This window comes from Methylobacterium sp. WL119 (genome assembly GCF_008039875.1).
Taxonomy (GTDB): Bacteria; Pseudomonadota; Alphaproteobacteria; order Rhizobiales; family Beijerinckiaceae; genus Methylobacterium.
The window spans coordinates 1-25,464 of record NZ_VRUU01000069.1 but is presented as its reverse complement, the minus strand read 5'-3'; the positions used below and the strand labels follow the sequence as shown (position 1 = coordinate 25,464).

35 protein-coding genes and 1 pseudogene are annotated in these 25,464 nt (G+C 69.3%); 32 read left to right on the top strand and 4 right to left on the bottom strand.

The features are described from left to right. The 32 genes and pseudogenes from FV227_RS20490 to rplQ form a co-directional block, all read left to right on the top strand. A pseudogene (locus FV227_RS20490) lies at positions 1-124 on the top strand (elongation factor Tu); the annotation flags it as partial. A 127-nt stretch (positions 125-251) separates the two neighbouring features. Then, positions 252-560 (top strand): 30S ribosomal protein S10, encoded by a 309-nt coding sequence (rpsJ, locus tag FV227_RS20485; RefSeq protein ID WP_018044230.1) that lies wholly within the window; start codon positions 252-254, stop codon positions 558-560. Between the two features lie 50 nt (positions 561-610). After that, positions 611-1,345, top strand: coding sequence for a 50S ribosomal protein L3 (gene rplC / locus FV227_RS20480; RefSeq protein WP_147725867.1), 735 nt, complete (start codon positions 611-613; stop codon positions 1,343-1,345). Beyond that, on the top strand, positions 1,345-1,965 hold the full coding sequence (rplD, locus tag FV227_RS20475; RefSeq protein ID WP_147842718.1) for a 50S ribosomal protein L4: 621 nt from the start codon (positions 1,345-1,347) through the stop codon (positions 1,963-1,965). The genes rplC and rplD overlap by 1 nt, the downstream gene beginning before the upstream one ends. Further along, the gene (locus FV227_RS20470) at positions 1,962-2,258 is read left to right on the top strand and encodes a 50S ribosomal protein L23 (RefSeq protein WP_147725865.1); all 297 of its coding nucleotides are present in this window, start codon (positions 1,962-1,964) and stop codon (positions 2,256-2,258) included. The genes rplD and FV227_RS20470 overlap by 4 nt, the downstream gene beginning before the upstream one ends. A 26-nt stretch (positions 2,259-2,284) precedes the next feature. Next, positions 2,285-3,121, top strand: coding sequence for a 50S ribosomal protein L2 (rplB, locus tag FV227_RS20465; RefSeq protein WP_147842717.1), 837 nt, complete (start codon positions 2,285-2,287; stop codon positions 3,119-3,121). 5 nt (positions 3,122-3,126) lie between these two features. Beyond that, complete coding sequence (rpsS, locus tag FV227_RS20460) at positions 3,127-3,405, top strand: 30S ribosomal protein S19 (protein ID WP_147725863.1); 279 nt, start codon at positions 3,127-3,129, stop codon at positions 3,403-3,405. A gap of 1 nt (position 3,406) precedes the next feature. Further along, the gene (gene rplV, locus FV227_RS20455) at positions 3,407-3,793 is read left to right on the top strand and encodes a 50S ribosomal protein L22 (RefSeq protein ID WP_147725862.1); all 387 of its coding nucleotides are present in this window, start codon (positions 3,407-3,409) and stop codon (positions 3,791-3,793) included. 10 nt (positions 3,794-3,803) lie between these two features. Continuing rightward, positions 3,804-4,544 (top strand): 30S ribosomal protein S3, encoded by a 741-nt coding sequence (gene rpsC, locus FV227_RS20450; RefSeq protein WP_147725861.1) that lies wholly within the window; start codon positions 3,804-3,806, stop codon positions 4,542-4,544. Positions 4,545-4,591: 47 nt separating this feature from the next. Further along, the gene (rplP, locus tag FV227_RS20445; protein WP_147725860.1) at positions 4,592-5,005 is read left to right on the top strand and encodes a 50S ribosomal protein L16; all 414 of its coding nucleotides are present in this window, start codon (positions 4,592-4,594) and stop codon (positions 5,003-5,005) included. 13 nt (positions 5,006-5,018) lie between these two features. Then, complete coding sequence (rpmC, locus tag FV227_RS20440) at positions 5,019-5,234, top strand: 50S ribosomal protein L29 (RefSeq protein WP_147725859.1); 216 nt, start codon at positions 5,019-5,021, stop codon at positions 5,232-5,234. A gap of 11 nt (positions 5,235-5,245) precedes the next feature. Continuing rightward, positions 5,246-5,509 (top strand): 30S ribosomal protein S17, encoded by a 264-nt coding sequence (gene rpsQ, locus FV227_RS20435; RefSeq protein WP_147725858.1) that lies wholly within the window; start codon positions 5,246-5,248, stop codon positions 5,507-5,509. A gap of 259 nt (positions 5,510-5,768) precedes the next feature. Beyond that, positions 5,769-6,107 carry a hypothetical protein gene (locus FV227_RS29985; protein WP_246686553.1) on the top strand — a complete coding sequence of 113 codons (339 nt, stop codon included), beginning with the start codon at positions 5,769-5,771 and terminating at the stop codon, positions 6,105-6,107. A 15-nt stretch (positions 6,108-6,122) separates the two neighbouring features. Then, positions 6,123-7,148, top strand: a complete 1,026-nt coding sequence (locus tag FV227_RS20430; protein ID WP_246686552.1) for an ATP-binding protein — start codon at positions 6,123-6,125, stop codon at positions 7,146-7,148. 264 nt (positions 7,149-7,412) lie between these two features. Further along, the gene (gene rplN / locus FV227_RS20425; protein WP_147725857.1) at positions 7,413-7,781 is read left to right on the top strand and encodes a 50S ribosomal protein L14; all 369 of its coding nucleotides are present in this window, start codon (positions 7,413-7,415) and stop codon (positions 7,779-7,781) included. Further along, complete coding sequence (gene rplX / locus FV227_RS20420; protein WP_147725856.1) at positions 7,781-8,095, top strand: 50S ribosomal protein L24; 315 nt, start codon at positions 7,781-7,783, stop codon at positions 8,093-8,095. The genes rplN and rplX overlap by 1 nt, the downstream gene beginning before the upstream one ends. Then, complete coding sequence (gene rplE, locus FV227_RS20415; protein ID WP_147725855.1) at positions 8,088-8,654, top strand: 50S ribosomal protein L5; 567 nt, start codon at positions 8,088-8,090, stop codon at positions 8,652-8,654. Before rplX ends, rplE begins: the two co-directional genes overlap by 8 nt. A 43-nt stretch (positions 8,655-8,697) precedes the next feature. Beyond that, positions 8,698-9,003 (top strand): 30S ribosomal protein S14, encoded by a 306-nt coding sequence (gene rpsN / locus FV227_RS20410; protein WP_147725854.1) that lies wholly within the window; start codon positions 8,698-8,700, stop codon positions 9,001-9,003. A gap of 10 nt (positions 9,004-9,013) precedes the next feature. Next, entirely contained in the window at positions 9,014-9,409 is a 396-nt protein-coding gene (rpsH, locus tag FV227_RS20405; RefSeq protein ID WP_147725853.1) for a 30S ribosomal protein S8, read from the top strand. A gap of 23 nt (positions 9,410-9,432) precedes the next feature. Further along, positions 9,433-9,966: a 50S ribosomal protein L6 gene (gene rplF, locus FV227_RS20400; RefSeq protein WP_147725852.1), complete on the top strand. Its 534-nt coding sequence runs from the start codon at positions 9,433-9,435 to the stop codon at positions 9,964-9,966. 12 nt (positions 9,967-9,978) lie between these two features. Further along, on the top strand, positions 9,979-10,341 hold the full coding sequence (gene rplR / locus FV227_RS20395; RefSeq protein ID WP_147725851.1) for a 50S ribosomal protein L18: 363 nt from the start codon (positions 9,979-9,981) through the stop codon (positions 10,339-10,341). Between the two features lie 96 nt (positions 10,342-10,437). Continuing rightward, positions 10,438-11,025, top strand: coding sequence for a 30S ribosomal protein S5 (rpsE, locus tag FV227_RS20390; RefSeq protein ID WP_147725850.1), 588 nt, complete (start codon positions 10,438-10,440; stop codon positions 11,023-11,025). 12 nt (positions 11,026-11,037) lie between these two features. Beyond that, positions 11,038-11,229 carry a 50S ribosomal protein L30 gene (gene rpmD / locus FV227_RS20385; RefSeq protein ID WP_147725849.1) on the top strand — a complete coding sequence of 64 codons (192 nt, stop codon included), beginning with the start codon at positions 11,038-11,040 and terminating at the stop codon, positions 11,227-11,229. Between the two features lie 10 nt (positions 11,230-11,239). Next, positions 11,240-11,764 (top strand): 50S ribosomal protein L15, encoded by a 525-nt coding sequence (gene rplO, locus FV227_RS20380; protein ID WP_147725848.1) that lies wholly within the window; start codon positions 11,240-11,242, stop codon positions 11,762-11,764. Between the two features lie 137 nt (positions 11,765-11,901). Beyond that, positions 11,902-13,245 (top strand): preprotein translocase subunit SecY, encoded by a 1,344-nt coding sequence (secY, locus tag FV227_RS20375; RefSeq protein WP_147725847.1) that lies wholly within the window; start codon positions 11,902-11,904, stop codon positions 13,243-13,245. 179 nt (positions 13,246-13,424) lie between these two features. Beyond that, positions 13,425-14,027, top strand: coding sequence for an adenylate kinase (locus FV227_RS20370; protein ID WP_147859773.1), 603 nt, complete (start codon positions 13,425-13,427; stop codon positions 14,025-14,027). Positions 14,028-14,053: 26 nt separating this feature from the next. Beyond that, on the top strand, positions 14,054-14,284 hold the full coding sequence (locus FV227_RS20365) for a hypothetical protein (protein ID WP_243932372.1): 231 nt from the start codon (positions 14,054-14,056) through the stop codon (positions 14,282-14,284). Between the two features lie 304 nt (positions 14,285-14,588). Next, entirely contained in the window at positions 14,589-14,957 is a 369-nt protein-coding gene (rpsM, locus tag FV227_RS20360) for a 30S ribosomal protein S13 (RefSeq protein WP_147725844.1), read from the top strand. Positions 14,958-15,129: 172 nt separating this feature from the next. Then, positions 15,130-15,519, top strand: a complete 390-nt coding sequence (rpsK, locus tag FV227_RS20355; RefSeq protein WP_147725843.1) for a 30S ribosomal protein S11 — start codon at positions 15,130-15,132, stop codon at positions 15,517-15,519. A 17-nt stretch (positions 15,520-15,536) separates the two neighbouring features. Continuing rightward, positions 15,537-16,409 (top strand): MBL fold metallo-hydrolase, encoded by an 873-nt coding sequence (locus FV227_RS20350; protein WP_147725842.1) that lies wholly within the window; start codon positions 15,537-15,539, stop codon positions 16,407-16,409. 104 nt (positions 16,410-16,513) lie between these two features. Next, positions 16,514-17,533, top strand: a complete 1,020-nt coding sequence (locus tag FV227_RS20345) for a DNA-directed RNA polymerase subunit alpha (protein WP_147725841.1) — start codon at positions 16,514-16,516, stop codon at positions 17,531-17,533. A 150-nt stretch (positions 17,534-17,683) separates the two neighbouring features. Continuing rightward, a complete protein-coding gene (gene rplQ, locus FV227_RS20340) occupies positions 17,684-18,100 on the top strand; it encodes a 50S ribosomal protein L17 (RefSeq protein ID WP_147725840.1) in 417 nt (138 codons plus the stop codon). 194 nt (positions 18,101-18,294) lie between these two features. On the opposite strand, the gene FV227_RS20335 is transcribed toward rplQ, so the two are convergent. Genes FV227_RS20335 through FV227_RS20320 form a run of 4 tightly spaced genes read right to left on the bottom strand, consistent with a single transcriptional unit; the run spans position 18,295 to position 25,317 of the window. Further along, the gene (locus FV227_RS20335; protein ID WP_147859772.1) at positions 18,295-20,160 is read right to left on the bottom strand and encodes a response regulator; all 1,866 of its coding nucleotides are present in this window, start codon (positions 20,158-20,160) and stop codon (positions 18,295-18,297) included. After that, positions 20,157-21,890, bottom strand: coding sequence for a response regulator (locus FV227_RS20330; RefSeq protein WP_147859771.1), 1,734 nt, complete (start codon positions 21,888-21,890; stop codon positions 20,157-20,159). Before FV227_RS20330 ends, FV227_RS20335 begins: the two co-directional genes overlap by 4 nt. After that, positions 21,887-22,963, bottom strand: coding sequence for a chemotaxis-specific protein-glutamate methyltransferase CheB (cheB, locus tag FV227_RS20325; protein ID WP_281407521.1), 1,077 nt, complete (start codon positions 22,961-22,963; stop codon positions 21,887-21,889). The genes FV227_RS20330 and cheB overlap by 4 nt, the downstream gene beginning before the upstream one ends. Further along, a complete protein-coding gene (locus FV227_RS20320; protein WP_147859770.1) occupies positions 22,960-25,317 on the bottom strand; it encodes a response regulator in 2,358 nt (785 codons plus the stop codon). The genes cheB and FV227_RS20320 overlap by 4 nt, the downstream gene beginning before the upstream one ends. Between the last annotated feature and the right edge of the window lie 147 nt (positions 25,318-25,464).

Sequence of the window (25,464 nt, the reverse complement as noted above, 5' to 3'; positions counted from 1 at the left end):
CGACAACGTGACCATGGACGTCACGCTGATCGTGCCGGTGGCCATGGAGGAGAAGCTGCGCTTCGCCATCCGCGAGGGCGGCCGAACCGTCGGCGCCGGCGTCGTCGCCGCCATCAACGCGTAGTCGTCAGACAGATCGGCCCTTCGTCTCCCGGGACGAAGGGCCGGTGCCCGGACACAGCATCCGTCAGGGGACGATTGAGGGAAGGGCCCTCGCGCCCGCCCAACACGTTTCCGTCGAGGTTTAGGTCATGAACGGTCAAAACATCCGCATCCGCCTGAAGGCGTTCGATCATCGCATCCTGGATGCGTCCACCCGCGAGATCGTCTCCACCGCCAAGCGGACCGGCGCGACCATCCGCGGCCCGATCCCGCTGCCGACCCATATCGAGAAGTTCACGGTCAACCGCTCGCCGCACATCGACAAGAAGTCGCGCGAGCAGTTCGAGATGCGCACCCACAAGCGCGTGCTCGATATCGTCGATCCGACCCCCCAGACCGTGGACGCGCTGATGAAGCTCGACCTCGCCGCTGGCGTGGACGTGGAGATTAAGCTCTAAGCCCCGCCGGGTTTAGAGCTTACCGTTTCATCGCGCGAGGGAGACACCTTATGCGCTCAGGCGTCATTGCACAGAAGGTCGGCATGACCCGGATCTTCACGGAAGCGGGGGAACACGTTCCCTGCACCGTGCTCAAGATCGAACAATGCCAGGTGGTCGCCCACCGCACCGTCGAGAAGAACGGCTACGTCGCCGTCCAGCTCGGCGTCGGCAAGGCGAAGGTCAAGAACGTCTCGGCCGCCGAGCGTGGCCGCTTCGCGGTCGCCAAGGTCGAGCCGAAGCAAAAGATCGCCGAGTTCCGCGTGTCCGAGGACGCGCTGATCCCGGTGGGCGCCGAGATCACGGCCGATCACTTCATCCCGGGCCAGTTCGTCGACGTGACGGGCACGACCACGGGTAAGGGGTTCGCCGGCGGCATCAAGCGCTGGAACTTCGGCGGTCTGCGCGCCACCCACGGCGTGTCGATCTCGCACCGCTCGATCGGTTCGACCGGCGGCCGTCAGGATCCGGGCAAGACCTTCAAGAACAAGAAGATGCCCGGTCACATGGGCGTCGACCGCGTCACCACGCAGAACCTGCGCGTCGTCCGCACGGACGTCGAGCGCGGCCTGATCCTGGTCGAGGGTGCGGTTCCCGGCGTCGCCGGCGGCTGGATCCAGATCCGGGACGCGGTGAAGCGCAAGCTTCCGGCCGAAGTTCCCCAGCCCGGCAAGTTCCGTGAGAACGGCGCGTCGGCTGCCCCGCAATCCGCCCCCGAGGCGCCCGCTGCCGAGGAGAACGCGTGATGAAGCTCGATATCACCACCCTCGACGGCGCCGGCGCCGGCTCGGTGGAGCTCGACGAGGCCATCTTCGGCCTCGAGCCCCGCGCCGACCTGCTCCAGCGCATGGTGCGCTGGCAGCTCGCCAAGCGTCGTGCCGGCACCCACGCCGTGCAGAACCGCTCGGACGTAAACCGGACCCGCAAGAAGCTGTACAAGCAGAAGGGCACCGGCAACGCGCGTCACGGCGCAGCCTCGGCTCCGCAGTTCCGCGGCGGCGGCCGTGCGTTCGGCCCGGTCGTCCGCGACCACGGCCACGACCTTCCCAAGAAGGTCCGTGCCCTGGCCCTGCGTCACGCCCTGTCGGCCAAGGCCAAGGCCTCGACCCTCATCGTCGTCGACGACATCAAGATCGAGGACCACAAGACCAAGGGTCTCGTCGAGCGCTTCGGTAAGATGGGTCTCTCGAGCGCGCTGATCATCGGCGGCGCCGAGGTCGACGAGAACTTCGGCCGCGCCGCCCGCAACATCCCAATGATCGACGTGCTGCCCGTGCAGGGCATCAACGTCTACGACATCCTGCGCCGCGACACGCTCGTGCTGACCCGCGCCGCGATCGACGCGCTGGAGGAGCGTTTCAAATGAGTGCCGATCCGCGCCACTACGACATCATCGTCTCCCCGGTCATTACCGAGAAGGCGACGAACCTCACCGAGCAGAACAAGGTCGTCTTCCGGGTCGCTCCGAAGGCCACCAAGCCGCAGATCAAGGAAGCGGTCGAGAAGCTGTTCGACGTCAAGGTCACGGCGGTGAACACCCTCGTGACCAAGGGCAAGAAGAAGATCTTCCGCGGCATGCGCGGACAGCGTTCGGACGTGAAGAAAGCGGTCGTGACCCTCGCCGAAGGTGACACGATCGACGTCACGACCGGCCTCTGACATAGACCGGGTAGGGATTTAAGCCGATGGCCTTGAAGACATTCAAACCGGTCACGCCGAGCCTGCGCCAGCTCGTGCTGGTCGACCGCCGTGAGCTCTACAAGGGCAAGCCGGTGAAGGCGCTGACCGAGGGCAAGTCGTCCTCGGGCGGCCGCAACAACCTCGGGCGGATCACCGTCCGCTTCCGCGGCGGCGGTCACAAGCGCTCGCTCCGTCTCGTCGACTTCAAGCGTCGGTCGCAGCCGGGCGTGTCGGCGACCGTCGAGCGGATCGAGTACGATCCGAACCGCACGGCGTTCATCGCGCTGATCAACTACCCGGACGGCAAGCAGAGCTATATCATCGCTCCGCAGCGCCTTCAGCCGGGCGACAAGGTGGTCTCGGGCGAGGGCGTCGACATCAAGCCGGGCAATGCCGGGCCGATCGGCGGCATGCCGGTGGGCACGATCGTGCACAACATCGAGCTGAAGATTGGCAAGGGCGGCGCCGTCGCCCGCTCCGCCGGCAACTACGCTCAGATCGTCGGGCGCGACCAGGGCTACGTGACGCTCCGCCTGAACTCCGGCGAGCAGCGCCTGGTCCACGGCCAGTGCTACGCGACGGTGGGTGCGGTCTCGAACCCGGACCACATGAACATCTCGCTCGGCAAGGCCGGGCGCAACCGATGGCTCGGCAAGCGTCCGCACGTCCGCGGCGTGGCCATGAACCCGGTCGACCACCCGCACGGCGGCGGCGAGGGACGCACCTCGGGCGGCCGTAACCCGGTGACGCCCTGGGGCGTGCCGACCAAGGGGAAGAAGACCCGCTCGAACAAGCGGACCGACGTCTTCATCCTGTCCAGCCGCCACAACCGCAAGAAGTAACCATCATGGCACGCTCACTCTGGAAGGGGCCGTTCGTCGACGGCTACCTCTTCAAGAAGGCCGAGGCGGCTCGCGGGTCGAGCCGGAACGAGGTCATCAAGATCTGGAGCCGTCGCTCCACCATCCTGCCGCAGTTCATCGGGCTCACCTTCGGTGTGCACAATGGGCAGAAGCACATCCCGGTCTACGTCTCCGAGGAAATGGTCGGTCACAAGTTCGGCGAGTTCTCGCCGACCCGCACCTTCCACGGCCACGCGGCCGACAAGAAGGCGAAGAGGCGCTGACATGGGCAAGCAAGCCACCCCCCGCGCGCTGCCCGAGAACGAGGCCAAGGCCGTGGCACGGATGCTCCGTGTCTCGCCCCAGAAGCTCAACCTCGTCGCGCAGATGATCCGCGGCAAGAAGGTCGAGTCGGCGCTCGCCGACCTCGAGTTCTCCCGCAAGCGCATCTCGACCGAGGTCAAAAAGTGCCTCGAGAGCGCGATCGCCAACGCTGAGAACAACCACGACCTGGACGTCGACGACCTCGTCGTCACCCAGGCCTTCGTGGGCAAGGCGCTGGTCCTGAAGCGCTTCCACGCCCGCGCCCGCGGCCGCGGCGCGCGCATCCTGAAGCCTTTCTCGAACCTCACCATCGTGGTTCGCGAAGTCCGCACCGCCGAAGCGGCCTGAGGAGAATCTGATGGGTCAGAAAGTCAACCCGATCGGTCTCCGGCTCGGCATCAACCGGACCTGGGATTCCCGCTGGTTCGCCGGCAAGACCGAATACGTCAAGCTGATGCACGAGGACGTCGCGATCCGCGCCGCCCTCATGAAGCAGCTCAAGCAGGCGGCGGTCTCCAAGATCGTCATCGAGCGCCCGCACCGGAAGTGCCGCGTCACCATCCACTCGGGCCGTCCGGGCGTGGTGATCGGCAAGAAGGGTGCCGACATCGAGAAGCTGCGCAAGCTGGTCAACACGATGACCAAGGCCGACGTGACCATCAACATCGTCGAGGTCCGGAAGCCCGAGATCGACGCCGTGCTGGTGGCCGACTCGATCGCGCAGCAGCTCGAGCGCCGCGTCGCCTTCCGTCGCGCCATGAAGCGCGCCGTGCAATCGGCGATGCGCCTCGGGGCCGAGGGCATCCGGATCAACTGCTCCGGCCGTCTCGGCGGCGCCGAGATCGCCCGCCAGGAATGGTACCGCGAGGGCCGCGTGCCCCTGCATACGCTGCGCGCCGACGTCGACTACGGCACGGCCACCGCGTTCACGACCTACGGAACGTGCGGCATCAAGGTCTGGGTGTTCAAGGGCGAGATCCTCGAGCACGACCCGATGGCGCAGGATAAGAAGGCGCAGGAAGAGGGCGGCCGTTCGGGCGGTCGTCGCGAGCGCGATGGCGAGGGTGACCGCGGTCGCGGTCGCCGCGATCACGCCTAAGCGCGATCGTCGGACCCCCGAGCCAAGGAAGGTGTTGAGAGGCTGCCATGTTGCAACCCAAGAAGACCCGGTTTCGTAAGCAGTTCAAAGGTCGCATCTCCGGTGCGGCCAAGGGCGGCTTCGACCTGAATTTCGGCCAGTTCGGCCTGAAGGCGGTGGAGCCCGAGCGCATCACCGCGCGCCAGATCGAGGCGGCCCGCCGCGCGATCACCCGTGAGATGAAGCGTCAAGGCCGGGTCTGGATCCGGATCTTCCCCGACGTTCCGGTCACGTCGAAGCCGACCGAAGTCCGCATGGGCTCCGGCAAGGGCGCGCCCGAGTACTGGGCTGCCCGCGTCCACCCGGGCCGCATCATGTTCGAGGTCGACGGTGTCGCCGAGGACATCGCGAAGGAGGCGCTCCGCCTGGGCGCCGCCAAGCTGCCCATCCGCACGCGCGTCGTGCAACGCATCGCCGACTAAAGGGAGGCAGATCATGAAGTCGTCACAGAGACAGTCGGATCTCGCCGCCCTGTCGCCGGACCAGTTGAGCGACGAACTGCTGAACCTCAAGAAGGAGCAGTTCAACCTGCGCTTCCAGGGGGCCACCGGCCAGCTCGAGAACGTCGCCCGCGTCCGCGAAGTCCGTCGCGACATCGCCCGCGTCCGCACCCTGCAGCGTCAGAAGACGCTGCAGGCGACGTCGGCCTGAGGAGTTTCATCATGCCGAAGCGCGTATTGCAGGGCGTCGTCGTCAGCGACAAGGGCGAGAAGACCATCGTCGTGAAGGTGGAGCGCCGCTTCACCCACCCGGTGATGAAGAAGACCGTTCGCCGCTCGAAGAACTACCATGCCCACGACGAGGCGAACGCCGCTAAGGTCGGGGCCACGGTGTTCATCGAGGAGTGCCGGCCCTTCTCCAAGACCAAGACCTGGAAGCTCGTCGAGGGCGAAGCCGCCTCGGCCGAGGCTCCCGCGGCCGCCTGATCGTCTTGGACGGACTATGAGACGGGCGCAGGATTCTGCGCCCGTTTTTTCGTGTCCGCAGCATCGGCGATGCGGATGCTCTTCAGCCCGACCCTTCGACGGTCCCTGCGTCGGCGGCGCTCATGCCGCCGATGCCGGTTCTCGGCTGCGGGTCGCACAGACCGGTGGCGCTTTTCCCGTCTCATCGCACATGCCTCATGAGGGCCAGCCGTCGCGCTTCGGCGACGGGGGACGCCTCCTTGGAATGAGGGTGGGCTGCATGTGGGCAAATGCCAATCACGCCTGGGAAGCCTTCGTCGGCTTCTTCGGCGCCGAGGACGTCAAGGGGATCGTCAGCTCGAGGCGCCAGTTCGGTGTTCACCTCCTGCCGGACCTGCAGGCGGCGATCCTTACGCTGGTGACGCCGCACGCCCCGGTCCTGCTGGGGGTGCACCAGCCCTATGATCACCGTCCTCTCACGATCTCCGCTCTGCTGGTCCGAAGCGGCGATGCTGTCGTCGCGCTCACGCCGTTGCAGTATCGCGACGTTGATGTCGGGGAGACCGACCCGTTTCCGGCCCTGAACACCGGCCTGTGGCTGTTCCGCGTCGCCGACTAGCCGGTCGCCGTGTTCATGTCCCAATACAGTACTTTTCAAGAGGGGACGTTCGCCCAGGTCGAGGTCGCCACGCTCCCGGGACCGGAGTCGCAGGCCTTCGCGCGCGATTTCCTGGGGGCGGTTCAGGAGGCGAGCGCCAACTCGGCGCTGTATCGCGGCAAGGTTCTCTCCTTCGAGAGCGGATCCAACTATTCGGGCATGCGCGCGGGCATGTCCGTTCACAAGTTGTCGCCGGTGGCCCGCGAGGCGGTCATCCTCGACGACGCGACGATGGGGCGCCTGGATCGGCACATCTTCGCCTTCGACCGGCATCGCGCCGGCCTGCGCCGCCTCGGGCAATCCGTCCGAAAGGGCCTGCTCCTCTACGGGCCACCCGGCACCGGCAAGACCCATCTGATCCGGTATGTCGCGTCGAACCTTCCAGACCGGACCACGATCCTGATCACGGCGGAACAGGTCCAGTACCTGACCCGGTACATGCTGATCGCGCGCACCCTCCAGCCGAGCATCGTCGTCCTCGAAGACGTCGATCTGGTCGGCCGGTCGCGGGAGGGCATGAACAGCCCGAAGACGGAGGTCCTGCTGAACCGGCTGCTCAACGAGATGGACGGTCTGGGCGACGATGCGAGCATCCTCTTCCTCCTGACCACCAACCGGCCCGAGGAGATCGAGGACGCGCTCGCTTCACGTCCGGGACGCGTCGACGAGGCGATCGAGATCGCGAATCCCGACGCCGCCTGCCGGGCGCGGCTGATCGCCCTCTACGGAGGCGCCCTGCAATTCGAGGAGGGCGCCATCGACGACGCGGTCGCGCTGTCGGAGGGAGCGAGCGCGGCCTTCGTCAAGGAGATGGTGCGCCGCCTGGCCCAGGCGTCGCTCTCGCTGGGAAGCGCCGAGATCCTGGACCGTGCCATGGTCGCGGCCGTCTTTGGCGAGGCCGCGGAGAACGGAAACCGGATCGGCCGCCGAATCATCGGTCTGTCGAATGCTCCGAAGCGCGCCGGGCGTGCCGGCGCCCCACCCCTCGACGGCTGCCACTAGGATCTGGAGCTCGGCACGGATTAGGCCGGGGCCGGCACGGAAAGTCTTGCGCCTCTGCGCCCCGTGGTGTAGTGGGCACCCCTTCGCGACATGTGAGAGGGGTGTTCGCGCCCTTCGTACGCGGTGACCGCGCCGGCGCTGGATAAGCGCCGATAGCGCGGTCTGTCATATGAGCCGGGGACATCAGATCCCCATCAGGCGTCGTCCGCCGGGCAATACCGCCCGTGTGCGGAAACCCGCCTGAAACAAGGAAAGGTCACTCCTGTGATCCAGATGCAGACGAATCTGGACGTCGCCGACAACTCGGGTGCGCGTCGCGTGATGTGCATCAAGGTGCTGGGCGGGTCGAAGCGGCGCTATGCCGGCGTGGGCGACATCATCGTCGTGTCCATCAAGGAGGCGATCCCGCGCGGCCGCGTCAAGAAGGGCGACGTCATGAAGGCGGTGGTCGTGCGGACCGCCAAGGAAGTGAAGCGTCCCGACGGTTCGGTGATCCGCTTCGACAAGAACGCGGCCGTGCTGATCAACAATCAGAAGGAGCCGATCGGGACCCGCATCTTCGGGCCGGTGCCGCGCGAGCTGCGCGCCCGCAACCACATGAAGATCATCTCGCTGGCTCCGGAGGTGCTGTGATGGCAGCCAAGATCAAGAAGGGCGACACCGTCGTCGTCCTCACCGGTCGCGATTCTGGTCGCTCCGGCGAGGTCATCCAGGTGATGCCGAAGGACGACAAGGCGCTCGTCCGCGGGATCAACCTGGTCAAGAAGCACCAGAAGCAGAGCCAGAACCAGGAAGGCGGCATCATCTCGAAGGAGGCCGCGATCCAGCTATCGAACCTCGCGTTGCAGGACTCGAACGGCAAGCCGACCCGCGTGGGTTTCCGCATCCTCGAAGACGGCCGCAAGGTCCGCTTCGCCAAGACCACGGGGGATCAGATCGATGGCTGAGGCCAACAAGGACGCCTACGTCCCGCGCCTGCGCGCCCACTACGACGAGGTCATCCGCCAGAAGCTCATCGAGCAGTTCGGCTACAAGAACCCGATGCAGGTTCCGCGGATCGACAAGATCGTCATCAACATGGGCGTCGGCGAGTCCACCGCGGACTCGAAGAAGGCCACCGTCGCCGCCGGCGACCTTGCGCTGATCGCCGGCCAGAAGCCGGTCATCACCAAGGCCCGCAAGCCGATCGCGACCTTCAAGGTCCGCGAGGGCATGCCGATCGGCTGCAAGGTCACCCTGCGTCGCCAGAAGATGTACGAGTTCATGGATCGCCTCGTCACGATCGCGCTGCCACGCGTCCGCGACTTCCGCGGCCTGAACCCGAAGTCGTTCGACGGCCGCGGCAACTACGCGCTCGGCCTCAAGGAGCACCTCGTGTTCCCGGAGATCTCGTACGATAAGGCCGAGCAGACCTGGGGCATGGACATCGTCGTCGCCACCACCGCCACCACCGACGAGGAAGCCCGCGCTCTCCTCGCCGCCTTCCAATTCCCGTTCCGGCAGTAGGCGTCCCTCGGGATACCTAGACGCGGACACCGGAGGATAGACAATGGCAAAGAAGAGTTCAGTCGAACAGAACAACCACCGGAAGGAGCTGGTCAAGCGCTTCGCTGCGAAGCGCCAGGCCCTGCTCGCGACCGCCAACGACGAGTCCCTCGAGATGGAGGAGCGCTTCGAGGCGCGCCTCAAGCTCGCGGAGCTTCCCCGCAACTCGTCGCCGACCCGCGTGCGCAACCGGTGCGAGATCACCGGCCGGCCGCGCGCCTATTACCGCAAGATGGGCGTCTCGCGTATCGCGCTGCGCGAGCTCGGGAACCGGGGCCTGATCCCGGGCCTCGTCAAGTCGAGCTGGTAAGGAGGCACCCATGGTCAACGATCCCGTGGGCGATATGCTCACCCGCATCCGCAACGGCCAGATGCGCCGTCGCAACGTCGTCTCGACGCCCGGCTCGCGCCTCCGCGCGAACGTCCTGAACGTGCTGAAGTCGGAAGGCTACATCCGCGACTTCGCGACCACCGAACTCGGCAACGGCCGGACGGAGTTCGCGATCGAGCTGAAGTACTACGACGGCCAGCCCGTCATCCGCTCGATCCAGCGCGTGTCGAAGCCCGGCCGCCGCGTCTACTCGGCCGTCGGCGATCTGCCGCGCGTCGCCGACGGTCTCGGCGTCACCATCGTGTCCACCCCGCAGGGCGTCATGGCCGACCACGAGGCGCGCGAGCGCAACGTCGGCGGCGAAGTGCTCTGCAAGGTGTTCTGATCCCCGGATAAGGAGAGAGGCAGATGTCTCGCGTAGGCAAGAAGCCCGTCCCCGTTCCGGCCGGCGTCACCGCGTCGGTCACGGGTCAGACGGTGAAGATGAAGGGCTCGAAGGGCGAGCTGCAGTTCGTGGTTCCCTCGCTGGTCGATGTGGCGCTCGAGGACGGCGCGATCACGGTGACCCCGAAGGACCAGTCCAAGGCGGCGCGTTCGCTCTGGGGCACCTCGCGGGCCCAGGTCGCGAACCTCGTCGAGGGCGTGTCCAAGGGCTTCGAGAAGAAGCTCGAGATCACCGGCGTCGGCTATCGCGCCGCGATGGCTGGCAAGGCGCTCAAGCTCTCGCTCGGGTACAGCCACGACATCGAGTACCAGATCCCGGCCGGCATCACGATCGTGACGCCGAAGCCGACGGAGATCACGATCTCCGGCATAGACCGCCAAGTCGTCGGCCAGGTCGCCGCGGAGATCCGCGACTACCGCGGTCCCGAGCCCTACAAGGGCAAGGGCGTGAAGTACGCCGGCGAGTTCATCTTCCGCAAGGAAGGCAAGAAGAAGTAAGGGGGCTGAGACATGTCACGCAAACTCGAAGCCCTCGATCGCCGCAAGGCGCGGGTGCGCCGGGCGCTCCGCGCCTCCGCCAACGGCCGGCCGCGCCTGTCGGTGTTCCGCTCGTCGAAGCAGATCTACGTTCAGGTCATCGATGATGCGGCGGGCGTCACGCTCGCCGCCGCCTCGTCGATCGACAAGGGCCTGCGCGCCGACCTGAAGACCGGCGCCGACGTCGCCGCCGCATCGGCGGTGGGCAAGCTCGTCGCCGAGCGCGCCAAGGCCGCCGGCGTCTCGAAGGTCGTGTTCGACCGCTCGGGCTACCAGTACCACGGCCGGATCAAGGCTCTGGCCGAAGCCGCCCGCAAGGGTGGCCTCGACTTCTAAATCTCGGCGGTGCGGAGGCGGCGTGTCCGCCTCCGGCGATGACGATTCAAGCGAGCGGGCCCGCCGCCCGCGCCAGTGAGATGAAACGGAAGCAACATGGCACGTGAACGTGAAGGCGGTGGCCGCGGCCGCCGCGACGACCGCGAGGAGCGCGACAGCGAGTTCGTGGACAAGCTCGTCCACATCAACCGCGTCGCCAAGGTGGTGAAGGGCGGCCGTCGCTTCGGCTTCGCCGCGCTCGTCGTCGTCGGCGACCAGAAGGGTCGCGTCGGCTTCGGCCACGGCAAGGCCCGCGAAGTCCCGGAGGCGATCCGCAAGGCGACAGAAGCCGCCAAGCGCGGCCTTGTCCGCATCTCGCTCCGCGAGGGCCGGACGCTGCACCACGACGTGCAGGGCCGTCACGGCGCCGGCAAGGTGATCCTCCGCGCGGCTCCGCAGGGCACCGGCATCATCGCCGGCGGCCCGATGCGCGCCGTGTTCGAGACGCTCGGCATGCAGGACGTCGTGGCCAAGAGCCTTGGCTCCTCGAACCCCTACAACCTCGTGCGCGCCACCTTCGAGGCGCTGAAGAACGAGGACAGCCCGCGCTCGGTCGCCGGTCGTCGCGGTCTCAAGGTGTCCACGCTCCAGGCGCGGCGCACCGATTCGGACCCGTCCGACCAGTCCGAAGCCGCAGTCGCGTAAGGGGAGGGCAGCATGGCTAGCAAGACTGTCCGCGTGGAGCAGATCGGTTCCCCGATCCGCCGCGAGGCCTCCCAGCGCCAGACGCTGGTGGGCCTGAAGCTGAACAAGCTTCACCGTGTCTCCGAGCTCGAGGACACCCCCGCCGTTCGCGGCATGATCCGAAAGGTCGCGCACCTCGTGCGCGTCCTCGACGACGCGGCTTGAGGAGGGCGCGATGAAGCTCAACGAGATCCGCGACAACGAAGGCGCAACCAAGAACCGGATGCGCGTCGGCCGAGGCATCGGCTCCGGCAAGGGCAAGACCGCAGGGCGCGGCGTGAAGGGTCAGAAGGCCCGGACCGGCGTGGCCATCAAGGGCTTCGAGGGCGGCCAGATGCCGCTCCACCGTCGCCTACCGAAGCGCGGCTTCAACAACCTCTACTCGACCGACCTCAACGAGGTGAATCTCGGCCGGGTGCAGCAGGCGATCGACGCCGGCAAGCTCGACAAGGCCGCGACCGTGACGGTCGAGGCCCTCGTGCAGGCCGGGATCATCGCCCGTCCCCGCGACGGCGTGAAGCTGCTCGGCGTCGGCGAGCTGACCGCGAAGGTCGCCTTCGAGGTGACCCGCGCGTCGAAGTCGGCGGTCGAGGCGGTCGAGAAGGCCGGCGGCAGCGTCGTCGTCGCCTACGGCGCCGGCGTCTCGGTCCGCGGCAAGGGTGGCAAGGACTTGGGCGACAAGGGCGAAGCGACCGCCTGAGCGCGGTTGCCTCGCCGGGAGCGACCCCTTAAGTCGAAGCTTCGAGCGGCGGCCCGTGCGACCTCGCATGCGGCCGCCGCTCCCGTTTTCAGGGATGCCCCGCGGCTCCCTCGTGACCCATCATCAGGACACAGGCCATGGCCTCAGCCGCCGAGCAGCTCGCCGCGAACCTCAATTTCGGTGCCATCGCGAAGGCGGATGAGCTCAAGAAGCGCATCTGGTTCACCCTCGGCGCGCTCGTGGTGTTCCGGCTCGGGACCTACATCCCGATCCCGGGCATTGACCCGGAACAGTTCGCGCGCAACTTCCAGCAGCAGGCCGGCGGCGTGCTCGGGCTGTTCAACATGTTCTCCGGCGGTGCCGTCGAGCGCATGGCGATCTTCGCGCTCAACATCATGCCGTACATCTCGGCCTCGATCATCATCCAGCTGCTCACCTCGGTGATCCCGAGCCTCGAGACGCTGAAGAAGGAGGGCGAGTCCGGCCGCAAGGTCATCAACCAGTACACCCGCTACCTCACGGTGGTGCTGGCGCTGGTCCAGTCCTGGGGCATCGCCGTCGGCCTCCAGGGGTCGAGCGCCGCGATCGATCCCGGCCCGTTCTTCCTCGCCTCGACCGTGATCACGCTCACCGGCGGCACGCTGTTCCTGATGTGGATCGGCGAGCAGATCACCTCGCGCGGCATCGGCAATGGCTCGTCGCTGATCATCTTCGCCGGCATCGTCGCCCACCTGCCGACCGCCATCATCGGTGCGCTCGAGCTGTCGCGCACCGGCGCGCTGTCCTCGGCGGTGATCCTGGGCGTCGGCGTCGCCGCGATCGGCCTCGTCTACTTCATCGTGTTCATGGAGCGCGCCCAGCGCCGGCTGCTGATCAACTATCCCAAGCGCCAGGTCGGCAACCGGATGTACGAGGGCCAGACCTCGTTCCTTCCCTTGAAGCTCAACACCTCGGGCGTGATCCCGCCGATCTTCGCCTCGTCGCTCCTGCTGCTGCCGGCCACCGTGGCGAGCTTCTCGGCCAACCAGGGCACCGGCGTGCTGGCGACGGTCACGACCTATCTCGGCCACGGCCGTCCGCTCTACATGGCGCTCTACGCCGCGCTGATCATCTTCTTCGCGTTCTTCTACACCGCGGTGGTCTTCAACCCGCAGGAGACCGCCGACAATCTGAAGAAGCATGGCGGCTTCATCCCCGGCATCCGGCCCGGCGAGCGCACCGCGGCGTTCATCGACAAGGTGCTGACGCGCATCACCCTTATCGGCGCGCTCTACCTGACCTTCGTCTGCCTGGTGCCGGAGATCATCGCCTCCTACGCCTCCGCCAGCCTTGGATTCGGCGGCACGTCGCTGCTCATCGTCGTGTCGGTGACGATGGACACCGTGGCGCAGATCCACGGGCACCTGATGGCGCACCAGTACGAGGGCCTCGTCAAGAAGGCCAAGCTGCGCGGCGCGTCGACGACCCAGCGGCGGCGCTGAGCGATACGGCTCGGCGACACGAGAGACACAATCGCCGGAATGACGAGTGGACAGCGATTTGCCCGCTCGCCCGTCCGGCGGAAGCCGCTACAAGCAACGCCGACGCGGGAACGACGCCGATACGGCGTCGCCGCGCGCCAAGAAGCCCTGAGAGACGGGCACGGACGAGGATAACGCCCATGCGGATCATTCTGCTCGGACCACCCGGCGCGGGGAAGGGGACACAGTCCGAGCGGATCGTCGCGCGATTCGGCATCCCGCAGCTTTCCACCGGCGACATGCTGCGCGCGGCCGTCGCTGCCGGAACACCGGTCGGACTCCAGGCGAAGGCAGTGATGGAGAGCGGCGGCCTCGTGTCCGACGCGATCGTCGTCGGCATCGTCGCCGACCGGATCGAGGAGGCGGATGCGCGCGGCGGGTTCATCCTCGACGGCTTTCCCCGCACCGTCGAGCAGGCCAAGGTCCTCGACGTGATGCTGGACGAGAAGGGCCTGCATCTCTCGACCGTGATCGAGTTCAAGGTCGATGAGAAGGTCCTGGTCGGCCGCATCGCCAAGCGGGCGGAGGAGACCGCCGCCCGCGGACAGCCGGTGCGGAAGGACGACACCCCCGAGGTGTTCGCCTCGCGTCTCGAGGCCTACCGGATCCAGACCGCCCCGCTCTCGGCCTATTACGAGCGCGCCGGGATGCTGCAGACCGTGGACGGCATGGCGCCGATCGACGCGGTGACGGATTCGCTGATGACGATCCTCGAATCGCATCGCGAAGGCGTGGCGTCCTGAAGCCATCCTTCCGGGGACCCATGATCATGTCGACGCATGCGGCTCGGGCGATCCTCGCAGCGCTGACCCTGACAGTCGGCGCGATGCCGATGGCGGCGTGGGCCGGCCCGGCGCAATCGTATCAGTACGAGCGGCAGACGACCGGCCGCCTGTGCAGGCCGCCGCTGAAGTTCGCGGCCGGCGCGTGCGTGCGGCGCTGCCCGGCGGGCTTTCGCGACAACGGCGGGTATTGCCGCCAGCTGAACCAGCGCTTCTGACGTCGACCCGAAGACACCCACGCCCCTGCGGTTCGCCAGGTGACGTGATGGGAACGATGCAGCGCGCCGGGCGCGCCCGCCGGGCCCGGCGCGGCGTCTTATCGTGCCGAACCGTTGACATCACCGCCGGCCCGCGCTAGCAGGCCGGTCTTCGTCTGCACAGCCGTTGGTCCGAGGTGCCCTCCAAGGGGCGGCCGCGGGCCGATTTGTCGTTGACGGGCGTGCAGGGGCCGGCCTCCACCGGACGCACGCTTTCCCACAGGACGGCCCGGGCGATCGCCCGTACGCCACATGGAGCATGACCTTGGCCCGTATCGCCGGCGTTAACATTCCGACCAACAAGCGCGTCGTCATCGCGCTCCAGTACATCCACGGCATCGGCGCGAAGAAGGCCGAGGAGATCACGGAGAAGGTCGGCATCCCGGCCGAGCGCCGCGTGAACCAGCTCACCGACGCCGAGGTGCTGCAGATCCGCGAGACGATCGATCGCGACTACCTTGTCGAGGGCGACCTTCGCCGCGACGTCTCGATGAACATCAAGCGCCTGATGGACCTCGGCTGCTACCGCGGCCTGCGCCATCGCCGCAACCTGCCGGTCCGCGGCCAGCGCACGCACACCAATGCGCGCACCCGCAAGGGCAAGTCCAAGCCGATCGCCGGCAAGAAGAAGTAAGCTTACGAATTTGGAGGCTGCGCCCGGCGCGGTCTCCCATGCATCGTGCTGGATCTCCCTCGACGGGAGCCGGCGTGACGGGGCGGCGCTCCGCGGATGTGCCGACCGAACCCATACGAGAATCCCGAGCACCTGGAATTACGGGTGCGCTTGAAGGACAGGTATCGAAAAGATGGCCAAGGAACCGACCCGCGTCCGCCGGCGCGAACGCAAGAACATCGTCTCGGGCGTGGCGCACGTCGCCGCCTCGTTCAACAACACGATGATCACCATCACCGACGCGCAGGGCAACACGATCTCGTGGTCCTCCTCGGGCGCCATGGGCTTCAAGGGCTCGCGGAAGTCGACCCCCTACGCCGCGCAGGTCGCCGCCGAGGACGCGGCCCGCAAGGCCGCCGAGCACGGCATGCGCACCCTCGAGGTCGAGGTCTCCGGGCCCGGCTCGGGCCGCGAGTCGGCGCTCCGCGCCCTCCAGGCCGCGGGCTTCACCGTGACCTCGATCCGCGACGTCACCTCGATCCCGCACAACGGCTGCCGCCCGCGCAAGCGTCGGCGCGTCTGAGGCGGACGGAGACACACGTGGCGGATACGAAGATCCTTCCCGGCGTCAAGCGCTGGAGCGTCGGTGACATCACGCTCACCGTGCTCAACGACGGCTGGTTTCAGGGCTCCCTCGATCTCGTCACGGGCATCTCGAAGGACGAGGCCGGGGCGCTGCAGCGCGCCGGCTTCCGTACGCAGGAGCCGCGGGTGATGCTCAACGCATTCCTGCTGACGGGCCCCGGCCGCAAGCCGGTGCTGATCGATTCCGGCTACGGGTCGTTCGGTCCGCCGACCATGGGTCGCGTGCCCGCAGCGCTCGCCGTCGCGGGCGTGGCGCCCGAGGCGATCGAGACCGTTCTCGTCACGCACTGCCATCCCGACCATATCGGTGGGCTGGTGGTCGACGGGAAGGCCGCCTACCCGAACGCGGAGATCGTGCTGCATTCGGACGAGGCGGCGTACTGGCTCCCCGATGCGGCGCTCGCCGCCGCACCGGACGGGGCAAAGCCGTATTTCGAGAACGCCCGCAAGGCGCTGGCACCCTATGCCGGCCGGGTGCGGGAGCAGTCCGGCGGGGAAGTCCTGCCGGGCATCACCGCGGTGCACCTGCCCGGCCATACGCCGGGCCATTGCGGTTTCCGGATCGTTTCGGGGGACAAGTCGCTCCTGGTGTTCACCGATGTGGTGCACCTGCCGGCGATCCAGTTCAAGCAACCCGAGGCTGGCGTCGGCTTCGATGTCGACGGCGACCAGGCGCGAGCGACCCGCAAGGCGATCCTCGCGGGTCTGGCGGCCGACGGGACCCGCATCGCCGGCTCGCATCTCGAATTCCCGGCCGTCGGCACCGTGACGCGGGATGGGGACGGATACCGGTTCGTGCCGGATCTCTGGGTCGCCGACGAGGCGTAGGCCCGGAGCAGTCTTTTAGGGACCGACCGACGCTGGGGGCAGCGTCGATCGGCCGAAGCGCGGACCCGGACGTCGCGGGTTCGTGCGTCAGGAGAGGTAGGATCGTGGTCATTCAGAAGAACTGGCAAGAGCTGATCAAGCCCAACAAGCTGCAGGTCTCGACCGGCGACGACCCGAAGCGGGTCGCCACCGTCGTCGCCGAGCCGTTGGAGCGCGGCTTCGGCACGACGCTCGGCAACTCGCTGCGCCGGGTGCTGCTGTCCTCCCTCCAGGGCGCGGCCGTGACCTCGGTCCAGATCGACGGCGTCCTGCATGAATTCTCCTCGATCCCGGGCGTCCGCGAGGACGTCACCGACATCGTCCTGAACATCAAGACGATCGCCATCCGCTCGCAGACCGACGCCCCGAAGCGCATGACCCTGCGCAAGACCGGCCCGGGCCTCGTCACCGCCGGCGACATCGGCACGGTCGGCGACATCCAGATCCTGAACCCCGACCTCGTGATCTGCACGCTGGACGACGGCGCCGAGATCCGGATGGAGTTCACGGTCGCCACCGGCAAGGGCTACGTGCCGGCCGAGCGCAACCGCCCCGAGGACGCGCCGATCGGCCTGATCCCGGTGGACGCGCTGTTCTCGCCGGTGACCAAGGTCAGCTACCGCATCGAGACCACCCGCGAGGGCCAGGATCTCGACAAGGATAAGCTGACGATGACCGTCGAGACCAACGGTGCGGTGTCGCCGGAGGATGCGCTGGCCTACGCGGCGCGCATCATCCAGGACCAGCTCCAGGTGTTCGTGAACTTCGAGGATCCCCGCAAGGAGGAGGCCGCCCCGCTCGCGCCACAGCTGCCCTTCAACCCGGCGCTGCTCAAGAAGGTCGACGAGCTCGAGCTTTCTGTGCGTTCGGCGAACTGCCTGAAGAACGACAACATCGTCTACATCGGCGACCTCATCCAGAAGTCCGAGGGCGAGATGCTGCGCACCCCGAACTTCGGCCGCAAGTCGCTCAACGAGATTAAGGAAGTGCTGGCCGGGATGGGTCTGCACCTCGGGATGGACATCCCCGGCTGGCCGCCGGAGAACATCGAGGACCTCGCCAAGCGCTTCGAGGAGCACTACTGAGGGCGAATGGCGAGTAGGGAGTAGCGAATAGGGGTGTCCGCAGGGCTCCCCGGTTCCGCTGCACTCTATCCGCTACTCGCTACTCCCTATTCGCCTTCAAGATGACGGTCGTACCGTGGCACGGCGACCGCAAAAACCAGGAGAGCCAACATGCGTCACGGATTCCGCGGTCGTCGTTTCAACCGCACCACCGAGCACCGCAAGGCGATGTTCGCCAACATGTCCGCCGCGCTGATCAAGCACGAGCAGATCATCACCACGCTGCCGAAGGCCAAGGACCTGCGCCCGGTCATCGAGAAGCTGATCTCGCTCGGGCGCATCGACAGCGTCCACACCCGCCGTCTCGCCATGTCGCAGATCCGCGACCACGACATGGTCAAGAAGCTCTTCACGGTGCTCGGCCCGCGCTACACGGCCCGTCCGGGCGGCTACTGCCGCATCATGAAGGCCGGCTTCCGCAAGGGCGACAACGCCCCGCTCGCCGTGATCGAGTTCGTCGACCGCGACGTCAGCGCCCGCGGCAAGGATTCGGGCCCGGTGCTCGGCGGCGAGAGCGAAGCGGCCTGATCGGCGCCTCGACAGCACGAGTTCGAAGAAGGGCGGCCGAGAGGCCGCCTTTTTCGTTGGCCCGAGGCCGTTGCGCGATGCTCGTCCCGGGACGACCGCGATGCGGCGAGCGCATACGGTCGATGCCGGCGTTTCTCGGGGACGGACGCGCTTTCGAACGCGTTTCCGTCGGGACGGACGGCCGGGCCGACGCGTCAGGTGCCGGGCGCGTCGCCCAGCAGCAAGGAGACGCGGCGGGCGAGCTCGGCCGACTGGAACGGCTTCGTCAGCACCGGCAGGTCGTGCGGGATCTCCACCGCCTCCGCGTGCCCCGTCAGGATCAGCACAGGGACCTCGGACCAGCGGCTCCGCACCTCGGCCGCCAGCTCGACGCCGGTCATGCCGGGCATCGCGAGGTCGGCGACCACGAGGTCGAAGCGGCGCTGCTCCATCAGCGCGAGCGCGGCCGCGCCGTCCGAGGCCTCGATCTCGTCGTAACCGAACCCGTTGAGGAACGAGGCGGTGACGTGCCGGACCTCGGCGTCGTCGTCCACCACCAGGATGGCCGCCGCGCGTGCCGCCGCCGGCGCGACCGCGACGTCGGCCTCGTCCGCCACGACGGCCGCGGAGGCCCGCGGCAGGGCGAGGTCGACGCGGGTGCCGTGCCCGACCCGGCTGTCGATCCGCAGGCGGCCGTGGGATTGCTGGGCGAGGCCGAACACCATCGCGAGGCCGAGGCCGGTGCCCTGGCCGACGGCCTTGGTGGTGAAGAACGGCTCGCAGACCCGCGCTAGGATCTCCGGTGGGATGCCTTCGCCGGCATCGCTCACCGATACGCCGACATAGGCGCCGCTCCGCACGTCCGGATCGTCCTCGATCGTCAGCGCCGCCGTCTCGATGACGATCACGCCGCCCTCGCGCATGGCGTCGCGGGCGTTGATGCAGAGGTTGAGGATCGCAAGCTCGAGCTGGTCGGGGTCGACCTGAACCGGGCCGAGATCGCTGCCGAGCCTGGTCTCGACGGTGACGAGCCCGCCGAGGCTGCGCCCGAGCAGCGCCGACATGCCCTCGACGAGGGCGTTCACGTCGGTCGGGCGGGCACGCAGGTCGTTGGCGCGGCTGAAGCTCAGCAGGCGCTTGGTCAGCGAGGCGCCGCGCTCGGCCGCGCCCCGCGCGTTCTCGATCAGCCGCAGCACGCGGGGCTGCTCATGAACCTTCGGCGCGGCGAGCTCGAGGCTGCCGAGGATCGCGGTCAGCAGGTTGTTGAAGTCGTGCGCGATGCCGCCGGCGAGGGTGCCGAGCGCCTGCATCTTGTCGGACTGGCGCAGGCGGGCCTCGAAGCCCTTCTGCTCGGTGACGTCGCGCTCGATCGTGGCGAGATGCGCGATCGCGCCGGAGGGGCCGCGGATCGGGACCCGGACCACGTGGCTCCAGCGCTCGGCGCCGATCGGCCCTTCCGCGGAGACGACGTCGCCGACCTCGCCCGAGCGGATCGCGGCGGCGTCGGCCTCGGCGCTCTCGGCGGCGCGCGTCCCGGGCAGCTCGGCTTCGCTGCGGCCGAGGCAGCCCGCGACGTCGAGGCCGAGCAGCGCCGCCTTTCGGGCGTTGAGGCGCAGGAAGCGCCCGGCCGCGTCCTTGAACGAGATCGCGTCCTCGGAATGGTCGAGCAGGCCGCGCAGCAGGGCCCGCTCGGTGGCGAGCTCCCGCCCGAGCGCATGGCGCTCGAAGGCGTTGCGCACGGTGCCGCGCAGAAGGTCCGCGTCCCAGGGCTTGGCGACGTAGCCGCTGATCCCGCCGCGGTTCAGCGCGCCGATCACGGCGGTGATGTCGGCGTACCCGGTGAGCAGGATCGCCTGGGCTTCGTGGAACCCGCGCATCTCGGCCAGCAGCGCGTCGCCGGTCATGCCGGGCATGCGCTGGTCGGACAGGACGACGGCGATGTCGGGATCGTCGCGCAGGATGGCGAGGGCGTCCACCGGCTTCGTCGTCGTGACGATGCGGTAGGTGTCCTCGAACAGGTCCTCGAGGGCGATCAGGATGTCCGGCTCGTCGTCGACGGCCAGGATCGTGCCTCTGGTCATACGGTCGCCGTCTGCCTCGGAATCCCGATCACGAAGCAGGCCCCGCCGCCGGGAGCCGTCTCCACCGTGAGCGAGCCGCTATGCGCCTGAACCACGCTGTAGGCAATCGCGAGGCCGAGCCCGGTTCCGGCCCCGACCGGCTTGGTGGTGAAGAACGGCTCGAAGATCTTCTCGCGCAGGTCCTCGGGGATGCCGGGGCCGGTGTCGCTGATCCGGATCAGGTCGGTCTCGGGCGTGGTCTCGGTGACGACGCGGATCCGCCCGCCCTCGGGCATCGCGTCGGCGGCGTTGCCCAGGATGTTCATCACCACCTGGTTGAGCAGCGCCGGGGTGCAATGGATCTCGGGGCGCCCCGCGAAGTCGCGCTCGACGGCGATGCGCGAGCCGAGCTTGTGCTGGATCAGCGCCAGCACCGTCTCGATCGCCTCCGGCACGTTGACCAGGGAGCGCTCGCCCTCGTCGAGCCGCGAGAACTTGCGCAGGTTCAGGACCAGGTCCTGGATGCGGGTCAGGCCCATGCGCATCGCACCGACGCGGTCGCGCGCCTTGGCCAGGCCCTTCTGCGCCGCGGGGTCGGATTCGGGCATCGGCAGCTCGCCGAGCACGCGCTCGACGGTGCCCTGATGCGCGAGGATGAAGGCCAGCGGGTTGTTGATCTCGTGGGCGATGCCGGCGACCAGCTCGCCGAGCGAGGCCATCTTGGCGGCCTGGACAAGCTTGGCCTGCGCGTCGGTGAGCTTGCGGTTGGCGAGCGCGAGGTCGTCGTTGGCGCGCTCGAGGGCGTCGGCCAGCCGTGCGCGCGCCTCCGCGGCCTCGGCCTCGGCGCGCGCGCGCTCGACCGCCTGCTGCCGGGCGCCGAACTCGCCGGCGATGCGGCGGTCGTCCTCCTCCAGGAAGCGGCGCCGCACGAGGCCGCGCACCCGCAGCGCCAGCACCTCGGCATCGGACTTCGAGACCACGTCGTCGGCGCCCGCGGCGTAGGCCTGGACGAGGAAATCCTTGGGGGGGTTGCTGCCGGCGACCCCGACGAGGTGGAACCCGGCGCCGGCCACCCGGACGCCGCGGCGCTGGTCGATGGCCCGGCACAGGGCGAGGCCGTCGAAGGCCGGGCCGAGCAGGTCGACGGTGACGCAGTCGAAGGCCGTCGCCTCGCCCTCGGCGTCGAGGACGGCGAGCGCCTCGTCCGGCCCGGCGCTGGCGGTGACGGCGTGGCCGTCCTGGCCGAGCAGGCCGGCGAGGAAGGTGCGGTAGGTGGCGCTGCCGTCGATCACCAGCACGCGCCCGCGCCGGAAGGCGGCGGCCGACGGGGTCTCTGCGCTGCCGGGCGCCACGCTGCCCAGGCGCTCGCGCAGGAGCGCGCGGATGCGCAGGATCAGCAGGTCGCGGTCGCCGGACTTGGCGACGTAGGCGTCGGCGCCGCTCTCGAGGCCCTGGCGCTCGCCGTCGCGGGCGCCGGTGAGCATCAGCAGGGGGAGGGCGCGGGTGCGCAGCGAGAGGCGCAGCTGGCGCGTCAGCTCGTCGCCGTTCATGCCCGGCAGGTGGTAGTCGGCGACGACGAGGTCGGGCAGGCCCTGATTGAGGTGGTCGAGCGCGGCTTCCGCGGTCGGGCAGCGCTCGACCTGGAAGCCGTGGCTCTCCAGCAGCAAGCGAAGCTCCAGCGCCTGCGTCTCCGAATCCTCGACCAGGAGGATGCGGGCGGCCTCCGTCGCCGTGCCGGCGGTGCCGTTCATGCCGGCCGGTCCTGCGAGCCGGCCCCGGGCATGGCGAGCTTAAGGACATGGGCCGAGACGCGGTCGAGGGGCAGGACGGCGCGGGCGGCCTTCAGGCGCACGGCCGCCGCCGGCATGCCGTAGACGACTGCCGTGCTCTCGTGCTCGGCCACCGTCTGTGCGCCGGCGGCATGCATGTCGAGCAGGCCGAGCGCCCCGTCCTCGCCCATGCCGGTGAGCAGAACGCCGAGCCCCGTCGCGCCCGCCTGCCGCGCGACCGAGCGGAACAGCACGGTCGCCGCCGGTCGCTGGCCGGAGACCGGCAGGCTGTCGAGGATGCGCAGGATCCGGCCCGGCCCCAGCTCCAGGTGGCGGTCGCCCGGGGCGACGTAGACCCGGCCGGGCTCGGCCCGCTCGCCGTCGCGGGCGACCGTGACGGGCATCGGCACCACGCCGCCGAGCCAGGTCGCGAACCCGTCCATGAAGGCCGCGCCCATGTGCTGGACCACCAGCACCGGCAGCGGGAACGTCTCGGGCAGCGCCCCGATCACGCGGGCGAGCGCCGGCGGGCCGCCGGTGGAGGCGGCGATCGCCAGGACGGTCGGCGGCAGGTTCGCCGCGGGTGCGGACGCGGCCGCCGCGGTGCGCCCGAGCCACTCGGTGCCGATCGGGCGGCGGCGGATCACCGGGACCTGCGCCATGATGCGCAGCTGGGTGCAGATCTCGCCGGCGACCGCGTCGTAGCCGGCATGGGTCGTCGCCACCGGCTTCTCGACGACGGACAGCGCGCCGGCCCGCAGGGCGTTCATCGAGATGCGCAGCGAGGAATCCTCGACCGAATCGGCGATCACCACGATCGGCGTCGGGTGCTCGGACATGATGCGGCGGGTGGTCTCGAGCCCGTCGATACCGGGCAGGCGGATGTCCATCGAGATCACGTCGGGCCGCACGCTGTCGATCGCCGACAGGGCCTCCTCGCCCGATGCGACGGCGGCGACGCAGGCCAGGCGGGGATCGCGGGAGAGGATGTGGCGCAGCAGCTCGCGCACCACCAGGCTGTCCTCGACCAGCATGACGCGGACCGGCTCGCTCACAACAGCTGCCCGATGGTGTCGAGGAGCTGGCGCTGGTCGAACTTCTGCTTGGTGAGGTAGGCGTCGGCGCCGAGGTCGAGGCCGCGGGCGACGTCGGCCGCGTCGCCCCGCGAGGTCATCAGCACCACCGGCAGGCGCGCGAACCGCGTCTCGGCGCGGATCGCGGCGAGCAGGCCGAAGCCGTCGAGCCGCGGCATCTCCACGTCGGCGAGCACGAGGTCGAACACCTCGATGTCGGCGTGCAGGCGGTCGAGGGCGTCCTGGCCGTCGACGCACACGACCACGCGATAGCCGGCGGCTTCCAAGATGCCCTTCTCCAGGGTGCGGGTGGTGATCGAATCGTCGACGACGAGAATCGTCGCGCGGTGTTTCGAACGTGGCGCCTCCGCCAACGTTCCGCCAGCATCTGCGACCCCGTCGCCCGGCCTCGCCGCCGCGCCGGCGGCACCCGCCCGCGCGGCGAGCCCGTCGGGATCGAGCACCAGGGCGGGCACGTCGCCGGGCAGGATGACGGTGCCGGCGACGAGCCCGGACTCGGCGCCGACCGGCGGCGCCGGCAGCACGAGGAGGGTGCGCACGTCGTGGAGCGCGTCGACGGCCAGCGCGAAGCGGCGGCCGCCGGCCCGCACCAGGATCGCGGTCAGGTGCGGGCTCGCGGAGGCAGGGCCGCCGAGGATCTCGGCCAGCGCGACGATCGGGAAGGTCTCCTCGGCGCCGCCCGCGCCGGGCACGCGCAGCACCGGGCGGCCCATCGCCTGCGGCAGGCCGGCCCGATCGAGGCGCAGCAGGCGCTCGACCGCGGCGCCGGGCAGCGCGTAGGTCGCTCCACCCGCCTCGACGAGGAGCATCGCGCGTCGTGCCGCCGAGAGCGGCGCCGAGATGGTGAGGATGCTGCCCCAGGGCTCGCGCGGCTCCAGCCGGACGCTGCCCTGGAGCGCGCGGGCGGCGTCGGCGACCACCGAGAGGCCGAAGCCGCGCCCGGACAGGGCGTCGACCGCCGCGGCGGTCGAGAAGCCCGGCTCGAAGACCAGAGCGAGCAGGGCCTGCGGATCGGTCGGATCCCCCGGGCGGAGCAGCAAGCGGCGCAGGGCCGTCGCCTCGATCGCCGCGAGGTCGGGGCCGGGGCCATCGTCCGCCACCGACACGACGAGGCGGCCGCCGCGGATCGCAACCTCGAACAGGATCGCCGCCGCGTCGGGCTTTCCCGCCGCCCGGCGGATGTCTAGCGGTTCCGCGCCGTGGCTGAGCGCGTTGCGCAGGGCGTGCAGCACCGGGTCCTTCAGCGCCTGCAGCATCGCGCGGTCGACCGGCAGGTCGAGGCCGCGGACGGCGAGATCGATCTCGCGGCCCTGCTCGCGCGCGGTCTCGCGGAGCGAGCGCGGGAAGCTTCCGAACACGGTCTCAGCCGGCACCAGGGCGAGGCGCTCGGCCTGAAGGCCGACGCGGGCCGCCGCCCCCTCGACGGCACCGGCCGCCACGACCTGACGGCGCGACAGGTCGGCCGCCTCCCGTGCCAGGCCGGCGAGGCTCGCCTCGACGCCGCGCATCTCGGTGCGGACGGCCTCCACCGCGAGGCCGACCGCTTCGTCCCTGTCCGACCCGGCATCGCGTCCGGCTTCCTGCCGCAGGAGCCGAGCGAGGTTGGACACCGCACCGCGCGCGAACGACGCCTCGGCCTGCCGCCGCAGGTCTTCGGACAGGCGCGCGAGCCGGGCGAGCCCGTCGGAGATCGCGGATCCGACGCCGAGCGTGCTCGCGAGCTCGTGGCTCGCCCGGGTCAGCGCCTCGACCGCGTCGGCGGGCACGCGCAGAAAGGCCGGGCCGGCCTCGGCGGCCGGCTCGACGCCGGACGGCGGCGCAGCGGGCGAGGAGGGCGCGGCGGATTTCGGCTCGGCGGGCGGTCTTGCCGAGACCGGCGGTTCGGCCTCGACCGGCGGCTCGATCTCCGCCGGCGAGGGTGTCGTCGCGTCCGGTGCCCGGGCGCCCGCGAGGCAGCGGTCGAGCGCCGCGATGGCGTCGGCCGGCATCGCGACGTCCGGGTCGGCCTTCATCCCGGCGACGTAGGCTTCGATGCGGTCGAGGGCGAGATGGGTCGCGTTCCTGGCCTCGCGATCGAGGGCGGCGCCGGCCGAGACCTTTTCGAACAGGCTCTCCAGGCGATGCGCCACCGCCTCGACCGGCGGCAGGTCGACGGCCCGGGACGCGCCCTTGAGGCTGTGGGCCCGGCGGAAGATGTCGTTCCAGTCGGGCGCGCGGCCGGTGCCGTCGGCTCCCAGAGCCGCGCGGATCGCATCGATGTGCTCGCGGTGCTCGACCTCGAAGGCCGCGAGCAGCAGCTGGCGGATGTCGGTCACGGCGTCCGCCCGCCGGTCAATGCCGGTAGCGTTCGGCGAGGGCCATGAGGGCTCCTGCGAGCTCGGTGAGGTTGGCCGAGGCCGCCTCGACCTCGCGGGTGCCGGCGGCGGTCTGCTGGCTCGCCTGGCGGATGTTCTGCAGGGCGC